Source organism: Streptomyces melanosporofaciens, assembly GCF_900105695.1.
GTDB lineage: Bacteria > Actinomycetota > Actinomycetes > Streptomycetales > Streptomycetaceae > Streptomyces > Streptomyces antimycoticus.
On sequence record NZ_FNST01000002.1, the window covers coordinates 8,004,653 to 8,018,720 of the forward strand.

Consider the following 14,068-nt stretch of genomic DNA (forward strand, 5'->3'; position numbering starts at 1 on the left):
GGCAGCCCCGCGTACGGCTTCGCCGCCGGCGGCGGGTCCCGGGGTCAGCTGCCGCCGAGTGTGCCGGCGCCGAAGTACCTCTCGATCAGGGCGGTGGCCTTCTCCCGCTGGCGGACGCTGATTTCGGCGGCCTGCTCCTCCCAGCCGAACACGCAGGAGGACACCACGCCGTCGAAGCCGACCGGGGCGAGCGCGGCGAACACCTCGTCGAAGTCGACCTCGCCACGGCCGATTTCGGCGTGCTGGTGCACCCGCGCGGGCGAGCCGGGCGGGTTGACGATGTAGCGCAGCCCGTTCGAGGCGGTGTGGTCGAGCGTGTCGGCCAGATGCACATGGGTGACCTTCTCGCCGGCGTGGCTGATGACGCCGGTGGCGTCATTGCCCTGGTGGAAGGTGTGCGGGGTGCAGTAGAGGAACGAGATCCAGTCCCGGTTGAGCCCGCGCACCAGGTTCACCGCGGCGTGGCCGTCCTCGATGAAATCGTCGGGGTGCGGTTCGAGCGCCAGCTTCAGCCCCTCGCGCTCGAAGAGCGGGATCAACTCGTCCATCGAGCGCAGAAACTGGCTCTCGGCGAACTCCGCCGCCTCGGGGCGGCCGTTGAACTCGGAGTTCATCGTGTCGACGCCCAGATCGACGGTCATCCGGATGGCCCGCTTCCAGGCCCGGACCGCGGCCTGCCGTTCCTCCTCCCCGGGGCCGGACCAGCGCTGCACCGGCAGTACCGAGGCGATGCCCACCCCGGCGTCGGCGGCCCGCTTGCGCAGCTTGGCGACCGTGGCGTCGTCGGCGCGCGGGTGGCCGAAGAAGGGAATGAAATCGGCCTTGGGCGAGAGCTCCATCCAGGAGTAGCCCATGCGCGCGACCACATCGGGCAGCTCCAGCACGGAGTGGGTCGCGTAGAACATCTGTGGATCCAGGGCGAGTTTCACCGCTGTCCTCCGTCGTGATGGGTGTGGGTGGTGCCGCGTGGCCCGGTGCCCGTCCCGCGGGAACGAGGCAATGGGGGCCACGTGCCGGAGCCGTTACACAGCGGCCGCGGCCTGGTTCAGGTTCTTGGCGGCCAGGGCGAGCCCTTCGGTCTGGGAGTACGCGGCGTCCTCGTGCTCGATGTTGACGGCCATGTCGGGATCGACCTCGGCGAGGGCGCGCAGGAATTCCGTCCAGTAGGCGACGTCGTGTCCGATGCCGACGGCGACGAACTTCCAGGCGGGATTCTCCGGCCAGGCGTTGCACCAGAACCCGTAGCCGGTGGGCACCTTGCCGGGAGCATCGGCCGGTACCCGGGTGAACGACGTGTCCAATACGCCGCGGATGTCGGCGCCGGGGCAGAGCATGGCGTCCTTGGCGGCGGCGTGGAACACCAGCGGGCCCAGCCACTTGATGGCGGCGACGATGTCCATGCCCTGCCACATCAGATGCGACGGGTCCATCTCGGCGCCGAGGTTCGTCGCGCCCGTCTCGTCGATGAGGCGCTTCAGTGTGACGGGGGAGAACACCACGTTGTGCGGGTGCATCTCGATGGCGACCCGTACGTCGTTCTCGCGGGCCAGGGCGTCGATCTCCGTCCAGAACTCGACGGCCACCCCCCACTGGTAGTCCAGGACGTCCATATAGACGCCGTCCCACGGGTTCACGACCCAGGAGGGATACCTGGCGTCGGGGTCCGAGCCGGGGGTGCCGGACATGGTCACCACGTGCCGCACACCGAGCAGGCCCGCGAGCCGGATGGTACGGCGCAGATCGTCGGCGTGCTTGGGCCCGACCCCCGGGAGCGGGTTGAGCGGGTTGCCGTTGCAGTTGAGCCCGGTCAGCTCCATCCTGCGGTCGGCGAATGTCGCCAGGTACTCCTCGCGCGCGGTGGCCGAGGACAACAGCAGGTCGACCGGGCAGTGCGGGGCGGGGATGAAACCACCGGTGTTGACCTCCACCGAGGTCAGGCCGTTGGACCGCAACACGTCGAGGGCCTCGGTGAGGGCCCGGTCGTGCAGACAGGCGGTGTAGGCGCCGAGTTTGAGGGCCATTGCTTTCTCCTTCGGTGTGGTCGGGTCAGGCGTGGGGCGGAACCGTGGCGACCGCGCCACCGTTGCGGGAGGATGCGACGACCGCCTGGATGATCTCCATGGTTCGCAGCGCGTCGGCGAACGTGGCGCAGGCGGGAAGTGGTTCGGTGACCCCCGCCACCTGGTCGAGGAAGGCCCGGGCCTGGTAGGTGAACATCTCGGCGTTGCCGCCACCCACGCCCGGCGCCTCCATCGGGTAGCCGCCCGCGAAGTACGGCAGTTGCGGACCGGCGATGATGTGGCGTGCGCCGCGTGTGCGGGCCTCCGGCTGCGCGTCGTCGAAGAGGTACTCGGCCGGCCGGTGCTGGTCGAACGCGGCCCGGCCCCCCAGCCCCACGACGTCGAAGGAGAGCCCGTTGGGCAGGCCGAAGGCGGTGCGCGACAGCGAGAAGGTGCCCACCAGACCGGACTCGAAGCGCGCGGTGAAGGACGCCGTGTCCTCGTTCCCGACCTCTCCCACCTCGTCCGAGACGGGCGCGGCGTTGTGCCCGACGACCGCGCCCAGTGGCAGGGGCCGCTTGGGGATCTGCGTCGACAGCGAGGCGCCCGAGACCGAGGCGATGGGTCCGGCGATGTACTCGGCGACATCGATGACATGCGCGCCGACGTCCCCCAGCGCGCCGGAGCCGGGGCCGCCCTTGAACCGCCAGCTCAGCGGCCCGTTCGGGTCGGTGGCGTAGTCGCACCAGTACCGGCCGCTGAACAGGCTGAGGTCGCCCAACTCGCCACTTCGGACATGGTCACGGATCGCGGCGATGGCGGGGGAGCGCCGGAAGGTGTATCCCACGGCGGTCACGACATCGGCGGTGCGCTCGATCTCGGTCATCGCACGGGCGTCCGCGAGCGAGCCGGCCAGTGGCTTCTCGCACAGCACGTGTTTGCCCGCGGCGACGAGCGCCTCCGCGATCGGCCGGTGCAGATCGTTGCCGACGACGATGCTGACGGCGTCGATGGACGGGTCCTCGACGACGGCCTCCCAGCTCGGAAGCGCCTTCTCGTACCCGTAGCGGCGGGCGGCGTCCTCACCGAGCTCGATGTTGGCGTCGGCGATCGCGGCCAGGCGGACCGGCGGCAGCCCGGCGCCGTAGACGGTGTTCACGTTGCGGTAGCCCGCGGCGTGGGTGCGGCCGGCCATTCCGGCCCCGATCACCGCCACGGAGAGGGGCTTGCCGGAGCTGGGGTGGGTGGGCATGTAGGTGCCTTTCACGGTGAGGGTCGGACTCCGGGGCGGTGCTGGTCTTAAAGCGCTTTAAGATCAGCTTGCGCAATACGATGCCCGGGCTCAAATGTCATGTCAATAGGTTGTCGCTACGCGATGACGCGGGTGTTTCCACGGCGGCCACGAAGGATTCGCCGCCCGTGCCGTGGACCGGGCCCTGGCCATCACCGGGTCCCCTTCGCGGCGAAATACGGGGGGTCGGCCTTGCCCGCGGAGACGTTGTTCGCGAGCTTTAAAGCGCTTTAAATCCCTGGTACTATCGGCGCGTTTCCTGGGGGTGTCAAGGGGTTGCCCGAGGAGATGGCCGCGGGAGGTATCAGTGGATGACGTCGGCTCCGAGCGCCACCGAAGTGGCGCGGACAAGCGCCCCCGGCTGGAGGACGTGGCCGCCCGGGTGGGGCTGTCCACGGCGTCGGTGTCCCTGGTCCTGCGTGGTGTGCCCGGCCCCAGCGAACGCACACGGCAGCGCGTCCTGAAGGCCGCCGCCGACCTCGGCTACCAGGCGGACCGCACCGCCAGCCTGCTGGCCAGCAGGCGCACCCGGCTGCTCGGCGTGATGGTCGACATCCACAGCCCCTTCCATGCCGAATTGGTCGAGCACCTGCACACGGCCGCCGAGGAGGTCGGCTACGACCTCGTCCTCAGCACGCAGACCCGCACCCGCGACGAGCACACCGCCGTCGAGACCCTGCTGGCCTTCCGCAGCGAGGCCCTGATCCTGCTCGGCCCGACCGGTCCCGCCGACACCCTCGCCGCCCTCGACCGCAAGGCCCCGGTGATCGCCGTCGGCCGCCGGATCGCCGACGCCGAGCTGGATGTCGTCCGCACCGCCGATGACGACGGTGTGAGCCAGACCGTCGACCATCTGGTCGGCCTCGGCCACCGCGCGATCGTCTACGTGGACGGGGGCAAGGGCGGCGTCATCGCCACCGACCGGCGCCGCGGCTACCGTACGGCCATGCGCCGCCATGGCCTCGGCGCGCACATCCGGATCCTGCACGGCGACAACACCGAAGCGGCCGGTGAGCGCGCCGCTCGCCACCTCCTCGACAGCGGCGAGCTGCCCACCGCGGTCGTGGCCTTCAACGACCAGTGCGCCATCGGTGTTCTCGCCGCCCTCTCCCGTGCCGACATCGCCGTCCCGGGCGAGGTGTCCGTGGCCGGATACGACGACGACACCCTCTCCCGGCTCAGTTGCTTCGACCTGACCACCGTCAGTCAGAACGCGCGGGAGCAGGCGCGGCAGTCGGTGGCCGCGGCCGTCGAACGTCTCGACCAGGGCCGCACCGAGCCCCGCGAGGTCGTTCTCCCGCCCCGTCTCGTCGTACGCGGCAGCACAGCCGGCCCGGCCTGAGCGGGCGGCTCCATTCGTTGGCACCGTCGGGGCCGACCGCTCGCCGGCGAGCGACGAGCCGGCGGAAATACCCTACCGTGGTGGCCGGAATGGGCGGAGACTCCTCTCATGGCAGACATGGGGGCGTTCCGGGAAGCGGTCATCGCGTGGGCGGCCGGTGGGCCCGGCGACCGTGCGCGCGAGATGGCCGCGCGGCTGCCCGTCCGGGCGGCCGTCCTGCTCGAAGGCCCGAGTGATGTCGCAGCGGTCGGCGCGCTGGCCGCGAGTCGCGGACGGAACCTGGCGGCCGAGGGAGTCTGCGTCCTGTCGATGGGCGGCGCGATGAGTGTCGGGCGCTTCGCCCGCCTCCTCGGGCCCTGCGGCCTGGGCCTTCGCCTCACGGGACTGTGCGACGAGGCGGAGCGTGGCTACTACGCGCGCGGCTTGGAGCGGACCAATGCGGCACAGCCCAGTACGCCACAGCTCAACGCGGCACAGCTCAACGCAGCGCAGCCTCATGCGGCACAGCCCGATCCGGCCCAGCGACGGATCTTCGTCTGCGCGGTGGATCTGGAGGACGAGCTCATCCGCGCGCTGGGCGTGACCCGGGTGGAGGAGCTCATCCGGGCGGAGGGCGACCTGCGCGCCCTGCAGACCTTCCTGCGCCAGCCCGCACAGCGGGGCCGCACCTCACAGCAGCAGTTGCGGCGCTTCCTCGGCACGAAGAAGGGGCGCAAGATCCACTACGGTCGCGTCCTCGCCGAGGCCCTCGACCCCGACCGCATACCCGCCCCACTCGACGGCCTGCTCACCAGCCTCTGACCGCCGGGCCGACGACGAATCGCCACCGCACGGACCTCCGGTCCGCGCGGTGGCGATGTCCCTTCGGGCCACGGGAGTTGCTGTGGTGCGTTGCCGCGTCAGGGGCGGCTGGTCAGGTAGCCGCCCATGGAGGTGAAGTACTCCGTGGCGGCCATCTCATGGCCGTCCTCGGTCCGTACACGTGTGAGGGCCAGGCCGTGGTTGCGGCCGGTGCGGGCGTCGGCTCCGGCGACGATCACCACGCCGTCGCCCTCGCGGTAGAAGATGCGGCCGGGAGTGCCGCCGTACCGGCCCTGGGACACCACCGCGGCCAGGATTTCGAGGCGCTTGCCCTTATGGAAGGCGTAGGTGCTGGGGTACGGCTCGGACTGGGCGCGGACCAGGCGTTCGAGGTCCTCCGCCGGCCAGGTCCAGTCGACGCGGATGTCCTCGATGGACCGCTTGTGGAAGAAGCTGGCCTGGGACCGGTCCTGCTTGGTGAACTCCGTCTGCCCGGAGGCGATGAGGTCGAGCGCTCCGATCGTGACCGGGGCGATGAGGTCGACGGTCTTGTGAAAGAGGTCGGTGGCGGTGTCGGTCGGACCGACCGGAACCGCCTCCTGCCGGACGATGTCGCCCGCGTCGAGTTCGTCGTTCATCATGTGCGCGGTGACGCCGACTTCGGGCTCGCCGTTGATCAGGGCCCAGATCAGCGGGGAGAAGCCGGCGTACTTCGGCAGCAGCGAGTCATGGACGTTCAGCGTGCCGCGGCGGGGCAGGTCGAAGATGCGCGGGGGGATCCACGTGCGCCAGTTGTTCGCCACGATGATGTCCGGGTCGGCCTCCTTGAGGCGCTCGAACAGCTCGTCGTCGTCAGGGCGGTTGCGGATCAGCACCGGGACGCCGTGCTCTTCGGCGAGGTCGGCGACGGAGTCGCTCCAGATCTTCTCGTACGCGTGCTCGCTCTTGGGGTGCGTAACGACGAGTACCACGTCGTGCTCGGAGTCCAGGAGGGCTTGCAGGGTGCGGTGCCCCCAGGTCTGGTAACCGAACATGACGACCCGCATGGGGTTCCTCCTCGAAGCAGGGGATGGCCGGGAGCAAGTAAAGCAAGGCTTACCTTAGCCTGCAACGGGTGTATGAAATGGGGTAGTTGGCGGGCGTGATTGCCTGATCCGCCCTATCGACAGGTTCGCGGGTTTAGCTTAGGCTCACCTAAGTTTCAGTGGGCGTGCCGCTTCATCGGCCTGCCCACTGCGGCTTCCCCACGCCTGACAGGCGATTGCCCCGCACGATGGGAGTGACATGTCACAGGTTCTTCCTGGTGGCGCATCAGTGGTCCACGACCTCATTGGCATCGGTTTCGGGCCGTCCAATGTGGCCATGGCGATCGCACTCAGCGAGCACAACGCACGCGCCGCCGGGGGAGAGGAGATCAGCGCTCACTTCTTCGAGCAGCAGCCGCGCTTCGGCTGGCACCGAGGCATGCTGATCGACGACGCGACCATGCAGGTGTCCTTCCTCAAAGACCTGGTGACGCTGCGGAACCCGGCCAGTGAGTTCAGCTTCCTCTGCTATCTGAAGAGCAAGGGGCGGCTGATCGACTTCATCAACCACAAGAACCTCTTCCCGCTGCGGGTGGAGTTCCACGACTACTTCGAATGGGCCGCGGCCAAGGTCGGGGACATGGTCTCCTACGGCCATGAGGTCGTCGGCGTGGCGCCTGTCGTCCGTGACGGAGCCGTGGAGTACCTGGATGTGACGGTCCGGTCGGGGGAGGGGCTCGCGGTCCACCGCGCCCGCAACCTCGTCATCGGTACGGGGCTGCGTCCCTTCATGCCCGAGGGGGTGGAACGCGGTGACCGCGTCTGGCACACCTCTGAACTGCTGGCGAAGGCCGACGCCCTGGAAGGCACTTCGCCCTCCCGGTTCATCGTCGTGGGCGCCGGGCAGAGTGCCGCCGAGAACGTCGCCTACCTGCACCGCCGCTTCCCGGAGGCCGAGGTCTGCGCGGTCTTCTCCCGCTACGGCTACAGCCCCGCGGACGACAGCGGTTTCGCCAACCGGATCTTCGACCCCGAGGCGGTCGACGAGTACTTCGCCGCGCCCGAGGACGTCAAGCGCCGGCTGATGGACTACCACGGGAACACCAACTACTCCGTGGTGGACATCGACCTGATCGACGACCTGTACCGGCAGATGTACCAGGAGAAGGTCCTCGGCGTGGAGCGGCTGCGCTTCCTCAACGTGTCCCGGCTCGCCGACGTCAAGGAGACGGCGACGCAGGTCCGTGCCACCGTGACGTCCCTCGTCACCGGCGAGGAGACGCTCCTGGACGCGGATGTGGTGGTCTTCGCCACCGGCTACAGCCCCGCCGACCCCCTCGGTCTCCTCGGCGAGGTCGCCGAGAGCTGCCTCCGTGACGACGAGGGCCGCATCCGTGTCGAGCGTGACTACCGCGTCGCGACGATTCCCGGGCTGCGCTGCGGGATCTATCTGCAGGGCGGTACGGAGCATACCCACGGCATCACCTCCTCCCTGCTGTCCAACACCGCGACCCGGGTCGGCGAGATCCTGGACTCGCTCATCGACCGGGGCGTCCCGTTCGCCTCCGACGGGGCCCGGCCGGTCGCCGACGGAGTCGGCAGCACCGCTCGCTAGGGGGATGACGTACTGAGACATGGGCACGACTGCGATGGAACGCCCCTTGACCAGGGGCACAACAAAGGCCCGTCGGCGGCGGGTGGTGGGTCTGGGCACGCTGGTGGCGGTCCTCGTCATCGCGGCGGCGGTGTCGCTGGCCGTCGGTGCGCGCGCGCTGAGCCCCGCCGAGGTGTGGCACGGGTTGTTCGCGGCGCCGGACTCCGACCAGCGGCTCACCGAGATCAGACTCATCGTGCGGACCGTGCGGATGCCCCGGACGGTGCTCGCGATCGTGGCGGGCATCGCGCTGGGGGTCGGCGGGGCGCTGATCCAGGGGTACACGCGAAATCCGATCGCCGACACGGGCTTGCTGGGGGTGAACTCCGGCGCCTCGTTCGCCGTGGTGTCGGTGATCGCCGTGTTCGGGTTCGCCGACCCGTTCCAGTACGTCTGGTTCGCCTTCCTGGGGGCGGCGGGCTCCGGTGTCGTGGTGTTCGGGCTGGCGAGCATCGGACGAGGGGCCGGCAATCCGCTGACGCTCGCACTGGCCGGGCAGGGGATCACCGTGTTCCTGGCGGCGATGACCACGGCGGTCGCGCTCTCGGACCAGGCGTCGCTGAACGCGCTGCGGTTCTGGAACGCGGGCTCCGTGGCCGGTGTCGGATTCGACGTCATCTGGCCGGTGGCCCTGTTCATCGCGGTCGGGCTGGTGCTGGCGGTGACCACGCTGCCTGCCCTCAACCTGCTCAACCTGGGTGACGATGTGGCGCGGGGGCTGGGCGTGAACATCGCGCTGAGCCGGACCGTCGGCATCGCCGCCATCACCCTGCTGGCGGGCGCGGCGACGGCGGCGTGTGGCCCCATCGCGTTTCTCGGGCTCATGGTGGCTCATGTGGCCCGGTATCTGACCGGGCCGGACTACCGCTGGCTGGTGCCGTACGCGGGTCTGCTCGGCGCTGTCGTCCTCCTGCTCTGCGACATCGTGGGGCGCCTGGTGGTGCGGCCGGGCGAGTTGGACGCGGGTGTGGTCGTGGCTCTGCTGGGCGCCCCGTTCTTCGCGGCCCTGGTATGGCTCGGAAAGTTCAAGAGCGCATGAACGGGACAGATGTGAAGCGATCGGTGGCGCCGGTGGTGCCGGGCGTGCGGCTCGGCCGGGTGTCGTTCGTATGGCGGCCCTGGCTCGTCTGCGTCACGCTGCTGCTGGCGGCGGCCACCTTCCTGGTGTTCTGCCTGTCCATCGGCGTCGGTGACTTCCCCATCGGGCTGTCCAGGGTGATCGCCACGATCTTCGGCGGGGGTGAGCGGGTCGACCAGTTCGTGATTATGGACTTGCGGATGCCGCGCGCCCTGGCCGGGCTCGTCGTGGGGATCGCGCTGGGGGTCTCCGGTGCGCTGACGCAGTCCATCGCCCGCAATCCGCTGGCCAGCCCGGACATTTTGGGGATCACCGGGGGCGCCGGCGCGGTCTCGGTGTTCCTGGTGACGGTGTCGGGCGGGACCGCCGCGGCGGTCGTGAGCGCGGTGGGTCTGTCCTCGGCGGCGCTCGCGGGCGGTCTCGGCACGGGGCTGCTGGTGTACTTCCTGGCGTGGCGGCGCGGGATCGACGGCTTCCGGCTCATCCTCATCGGCATCTCGGTGAGCGCCATGATGGAGGCGATCACGACATGGCTGCTGGTCACGGCCGATATCAAGGATGTTGCCCGGGCCCAGGCATGGCTGGTCGGCTCGCTGGAGAACCGCTCGTGGAGCGAGGTCCGGGTGGCGCTGTGGTGCACGCTCGTCCTCCTGGCCGTCGTGTTCTGTGTCGCGTTCCAGTTCAAGCCGATGCACTTGGGCGACGAGGTCGCCGCGGGCCTGGGCGTCCGGTACGCGATGGTGCGGGCGGTGCTGTTGCTGTGCGCGGTCCTGCTGGCCGCTGTGGGGGTGAGCGCGGCGGGTCCGGTCCCGTTCGTCGCGCTGGTGGCGCCGCAGGTGGCGATGCGTCTGGCGAGGTGCCCTACGCCGCCGATGGTGGCCTCCGGCATGGTGGGAGCGTTGCTGCTGATCGGTGCGGACCTGGTCGCGCGCACGGCGCTGCCGATCACCCTCCCGGTCGGTGTGGTCACCGCCGCGATCGGCGGCCCCTTCCTCGTCTATCTGCTGGTGCGGGCGAATCTCCGATAGATGGCAATACGGTTCAGGCAGACCTCAACACAGGGGGACTTGTGAGCGCCGAGCGCACCACCGAGATCGAGTGCGGGGCCCAGGGCATCCCACGGCTGGCGGCCGAAGGCGTCTCGGTCGGGTACGGCGGCCGGGCCGTCATCGAGGACCTGGATGTGACGATCCCGCCGGGCGTGATCACCACGATCATCGGCCCCAACGGCTGTGGCAAGTCGACCCTGTTGCGCACCCTGACGCGGCTGCTCAAGCCGGCCAAGGGGGCCGTGGTGCTGGACGGCGAGGACATCGCGGGGCTCAGGACCAGGGACGTGGCCAAGAAGCTGGGCCTGCTGCCGCAGGCGCCGGTGGCGCCGGAGGGGCTGACGGTGGCCGACCTGGTCGCCAAGGGGCGGCATCCGCACCAGAGTTGGCTGCGGCAGTGGTCCTCGGACGACGCCGGTGTCGTGGCGCGCGCGCTGGCCATGACCGGGGTGTCGGAGCTGGCCGACCGTCCGGTCGACTCGCTGTCCGGCGGGCAGCGTCAGCGGGTCTGGATCTCGATGACCCTGGCTCAGGGCACCGATCTGCTGCTCCTGGACGAGCCGACCACCTATCTGGACCTGGCGCACGCGATCGATGTGCTCGACCTCGTGGACGACCTGCACGAGTCGGGCCGCACGGTGGTGATGGTGCTGCACGACCTCAATCTGGCCACGCGCTACAGCGACAACCTCATTGTGATGCGGGCGGGTTCGATCCTGGCGCAGGGGCATCCGCGTGATGTGATCACCGCCGAGTTGCTGGACGAGGCATTCGGGCTGCGCGCCATGGTGATGGACGACCCGGTGGGCGACCGGCCGCTGATCGTGCCGATCGGCCGCACCCACGTCCAGTTCGATCAGGTCCCGCAAAGGAATGCGAAAGTAAGGCTAGGCTAGCCTCACTTCGTCGGGATAAGGTTTGGCTGCCCTTAGTCAGGGGCGCAACGGACAGCGCGACAGCAAGGGATTCCGGATGCTCCTCCATCGAACGACGCGTAGGACGCCATGGTGGCGGTTAGTGGCGGCGCTGTCCGCCGCGGCCCTCGGCGTCGGCCTCCTCGCGGGATGTGGTTCCGACGCGACGGACGAGGCGAGCGACGACGCCCCGGCCGCCGCCTCGGGTGCGTTCCCGGTCACCGTGGAGCACGCGTTCGGATCCACGAAGATCACCAAGGCTCCCCGGCGGGTGGTCTCCGTCGGCTACACGGACGACCAGGCCATGCTGGCGCTCGGGTCAGACCGGTCGGCATGGTCGACCAGTATCCGAACCCGGCGGGCAAGAAGCCCGACATCAACACCCAGTGGCCCTGGGTGAAGGACAAGTGGGGCGACAGCCGGCCCGAGGTCGTCATGAAGAACGGCGACACCGGCCCCAACTACGAGAAGATCGCCGCCCTGCGGCCGGACCTGATCGTGGCGGTCTACTCCGAGATCGACAAGGCCGCCTACGACAAGCTCTCCCAGATCGCCCCGACCGTCGGCCGCACCAAGGGCGAGAAGGAGCCGTTCAGCGCCCCGTGGCAGGACAACGCCGTGCAGATCGCCAAGGCGCTGGGCCAGGAGAACGAGGGCACCAAGCTGGTGCAGGGCATCGAGGACAAGCTCGGCGCGGCCAAGAAGGCGCATCCGGAGTTCGCGAACCAGACCGCGGTCATGTTGTCCTGGTACAAGAATTCGGTGGCGCCGTTCACCTCCACCGATGTGCGCGGGCGGCTGGTCACGGGCATCGGCTTCACCTACCAGACCAAGATCGACAAGATCGCGGACGGGAAGTTCTACACCGTCCTGTCCCCCGAGCGCATCGACCTGGTCGACGCCGACCGCGTCTTCGTCATCAACGACAAGGCCGACCAGCAGGCGCTGAAGAAGTTCCAGCTCTTCACCAACCTGGACGCGGTGAAGAAGGGCAAGGTGTCCTACCTGCTGGACAGTGAGGGCCCGGCCGTCGGCGCGGCCATCTCCCAGGGCACCCTGCTGTCCCTGCCGTACGCGATCGACGAGCTCGTCAAGTCGGTCGGCCGGGGGTGAGCACCGCCGAGGCGCGCCTCACCCCGGCAAGCCTGCGCACGGCGACCGGACGCGTGGCCACCCGATGGGTCGCGGCGCACTGCCGCGAGGTGCCCTGGCTGACGGCCGCCACCGCGCTCACCACGGTGGTCGGGGCGGCGCTCCAGGTGCTCCCGGTGATCCTGCTCGGCCGGGTGGTCGACGGGGTGGTCGAGGGCGAGCCGCGCTCGACCCTGGTCACGATCGGGGTGGTGATGGGGGCCGCCGCGCTGCTCGGCGCGGCGGCCACCGCGGTGTCGACCTATCTCATCGGGCGGCTGGGCGCGGATCTGCTCGCACGGCTGCGCGAAGGCGCCGTGCGCGCGGTGCTGGGGATGCCGAGCGCACGGATCGAGCAGGTCGGCCGGGGAGATGTGCTGTCCAGGGTCGGTGACGATGTGGCCGTGCTGTCCAAGGGCATCCGCACGGCCGTCCCCACCGTGTTCTCGGCGGGCGTGCTGGTCGTCATCGCCACGGCCGGCATGTTCGGACTGGACTGGCGGCTCGGCCTGGCGGGCGCCGGTGCGCTGCCCGCGTACGCGCTGGCCCTGCGCTGGTATCTCCCCCGCTCCGCCCCGCTCTACCAACAGCAGCGGGCGGCCCAGGCCGACCGTGCGCAGGCGTTGATCAGTGGCCTGAAGGGGATCGACACGGTCCGGGCGTACCGCCTCGAAGGCGCCTTCCGCGAGAAGGTCAGCGCCGAGTCATGGCGGGTGCGCGATCTCGGTATCGAGGTGTTCCGGTTCTTCGGCCGCTTCGTCGGCAGGGAGAACCGCGCCGAGTTCATCGGACTGGTCCTCATCATCGTGGTGGGGTACTCCCTGCTGGAGGCCGATGCCGCCAGCCTGGGCGACGTCTCCTCGGCCCCCCTGATCTTCCACCGGCTCTTCACCCCGCTGGGCTCCATCATGTTCACCTTCGACGAGGCACAGAAGTCGGGCGCGAGCCTGACCCGGCTGGTCGGCGTGGTGGGCGAGGCCGCCGAGGACCGGCTGGTGGGCGACGCGGCCGTCTCGCCGGCGGACACCGGGCCGTACTCGGTGACGGTGGAGGGGCTCACGTATCGCTACCCCGACACCGAGGAGCCGGTCCTCCGGGATGTCAGTCTGACGATCCCGGCCGGTGGTTCGCTCGCGCTGGTGGGGGCGACGGGCGCGGGCAAGTCCACGCTGGCCGCGCTGATCGCGGGCATCGGGACCCCGCAGGCCGGGTCGGTGCGCGTCGGGACCACCGACCTCGCCGGTCTGGACGAGGCCGGGGCGCGGGCCCTGGTGAGCATCCTGACGCAGGACACCCATGTGTTCTCCGGGTCGCTCGCCGACGACCTGCGGTTGGCCGCGCCGCAGGCGAGCGATGCCGAGCTGATGGACGCGCTGTGCACGGTCGGCGCCGAGGGGTGGGTCGACGCGCTGCCCGATGGGCTGGACACCATGGTCGGCGAGGGCGGAGAGCGCCTGGACGTCACCAAGGTGGCCCAGATCGCGCTGGCCCGGCTGGTGCTGGGCCGGGCACCGGTGGTGGTGCTCGACGAGTCGACCGCGGAGGCGGGCAGCGAGGGCGCCGCCGAGCTGGAGCGGGCCGTGCTGGCCGCGTGCTCGGGCCGGACCACGCTGTTCGTGGCGCACCGGCTGACCCAGGCCATGGCGGCGGACCGGATCGCCGTGCTGGACGCGGGCCGCGTGGTGGAGCAGGGAACGCACGAGGAGCTGGTGGCCCTGGGCGGCCGGTACGCGCGACTGTGGCGGGCCTGGCGCGAAGGCAGTTAGACACCCCTGATTCAGGT

The 14,068-nt window shown here is 70.0% G+C and carries 11 protein-coding genes and 1 pseudogene; 8 read left to right on the forward strand and 4 right to left on the reverse strand.

From position 1 onward, the window contains the following. Window positions 1–44: 44 nt before the first annotated feature. From BLV72_RS36755 to BLV72_RS36765, 3 genes are all read right to left on the reverse strand, one after another. Window positions 45–929, reverse strand: coding sequence for a sugar phosphate isomerase/epimerase family protein (locus tag BLV72_RS36755; RefSeq protein WP_093467823.1), 885 nt, complete (start codon window positions 927–929; stop codon window positions 45–47). Between the two features lie 93 nt (window positions 930–1,022). Beyond that, complete coding sequence (locus BLV72_RS36760; RefSeq protein ID WP_093467824.1) at window positions 1,023–2,021, reverse strand: sugar phosphate isomerase/epimerase family protein; 999 nt, start codon at window positions 2,019–2,021, stop codon at window positions 1,023–1,025. Window positions 2,022–2,046: 25 nt separating this feature from the next. Beyond that, on the reverse strand, window positions 2,047–3,252 hold the full coding sequence (locus BLV72_RS36765; RefSeq protein WP_093470764.1) for a Gfo/Idh/MocA family protein: 1,206 nt from the start codon (window positions 3,250–3,252) through the stop codon (window positions 2,047–2,049). A 346-nt stretch (window positions 3,253–3,598) separates the two neighbouring features. Between BLV72_RS36765 and BLV72_RS36770 the strand changes: the two genes are divergently transcribed. Both BLV72_RS36770 and BLV72_RS36775 read left to right on the forward strand, forming a co-directional pair. Further along, on the forward strand, window positions 3,599–4,633 hold the full coding sequence (locus BLV72_RS36770) for a LacI family DNA-binding transcriptional regulator (protein ID WP_093467826.1): 1,035 nt from the start codon (window positions 3,599–3,601) through the stop codon (window positions 4,631–4,633). Window positions 4,634–4,741: 108 nt separating this feature from the next. Further along, window positions 4,742–5,434 carry a TOPRIM nucleotidyl transferase/hydrolase domain-containing protein gene (locus tag BLV72_RS36775; RefSeq protein ID WP_093467827.1) on the forward strand — a complete coding sequence of 231 codons (693 nt, stop codon included), beginning with the start codon at window positions 4,742–4,744 and terminating at the stop codon, window positions 5,432–5,434. A 98-nt stretch (window positions 5,435–5,532) separates the two neighbouring features. On the opposite strand, the gene BLV72_RS36780 is transcribed toward BLV72_RS36775, so the two are convergent. After that, entirely contained in the window at window positions 5,533–6,480 is a 948-nt protein-coding gene (locus tag BLV72_RS36780) for a methionyl-tRNA formyltransferase (RefSeq protein ID WP_093467829.1), read from the reverse strand. Window positions 6,481–6,718: 238 nt separating this feature from the next. Between BLV72_RS36780 and BLV72_RS36785 the strand changes: the two genes are divergently transcribed. From BLV72_RS36785 to BLV72_RS36810, 6 genes and pseudogenes are all read left to right on the forward strand, one after another. After that, window positions 6,719–8,074: a lysine N(6)-hydroxylase/L-ornithine N(5)-oxygenase family protein gene (locus BLV72_RS36785; RefSeq protein WP_093467830.1), complete on the forward strand. Its 1,356-nt coding sequence runs from the start codon at window positions 6,719–6,721 to the stop codon at window positions 8,072–8,074. Window positions 8,075–8,093: 19 nt separating this feature from the next. Then, window positions 8,094–9,152, forward strand: coding sequence for a FecCD family ABC transporter permease (locus BLV72_RS36790; RefSeq protein WP_093467832.1), 1,059 nt, complete (start codon window positions 8,094–8,096; stop codon window positions 9,150–9,152). Then, window positions 9,149–10,219, forward strand: a complete 1,071-nt coding sequence (locus BLV72_RS36795) for a FecCD family ABC transporter permease (RefSeq protein ID WP_093467833.1) — start codon at window positions 9,149–9,151, stop codon at window positions 10,217–10,219. Before BLV72_RS36790 ends, BLV72_RS36795 begins: the two co-directional genes overlap by 4 nt. Window positions 10,220–10,260: 41 nt before the next feature. After that, window positions 10,261–11,136: an ABC transporter ATP-binding protein gene (locus BLV72_RS36800; protein ID WP_093467835.1), complete on the forward strand. Its 876-nt coding sequence runs from the start codon at window positions 10,261–10,263 to the stop codon at window positions 11,134–11,136. A gap of 76 nt (window positions 11,137–11,212) precedes the next feature. After that, window positions 11,213–12,267: pseudogene (locus BLV72_RS36805) on the forward strand (iron-siderophore ABC transporter substrate-binding protein). Then, a complete protein-coding gene (locus tag BLV72_RS36810) occupies window positions 12,264–14,051 on the forward strand; it encodes an ABC transporter ATP-binding protein (RefSeq protein ID WP_093467836.1) in 1,788 nt (595 codons plus the stop codon). Before BLV72_RS36805 ends, BLV72_RS36810 begins: the two are co-directional and overlap by 4 nt. Window positions 14,052–14,068 lie beyond the last annotated feature (17 nt).

Coding starts and splice junctions, on each gene's coding strand:
- BLV72_RS36760 (WP_093467824.1), bottom strand. CDS start 2,021: ATGGCCCTCAAACTCGGCGCCTACACCGCCTGTCTGCACGACCGGGCC.
- BLV72_RS36765 (WP_093470764.1), bottom strand. CDS start 3,252: ATGCCCACCCACCCCAGCTCCGGCAAGCCCCTCTCCGTGGCGGTGATC.
- BLV72_RS36775 (WP_093467827.1), top strand. CDS start 4,742: ATGGCAGACATGGGGGCGTTCCGGGAAGCGGTCATCGCGTGGGCGGCC.
- BLV72_RS36780 (WP_093467829.1), bottom strand. CDS start 6,480: ATGCGGGTCGTCATGTTCGGTTACCAGACCTGGGGGCACCGCACCCTG.
- BLV72_RS36785 (WP_093467830.1), top strand. CDS start 6,719: ATGTCACAGGTTCTTCCTGGTGGCGCATCAGTGGTCCACGACCTCATT.
- BLV72_RS36790 (WP_093467832.1), top strand. CDS start 8,094: ATGGGCACGACTGCGATGGAACGCCCCTTGACCAGGGGCACAACAAAG.
- BLV72_RS36795 (WP_093467833.1), top strand. CDS start 9,149: ATGAACGGGACAGATGTGAAGCGATCGGTGGCGCCGGTGGTGCCGGGC.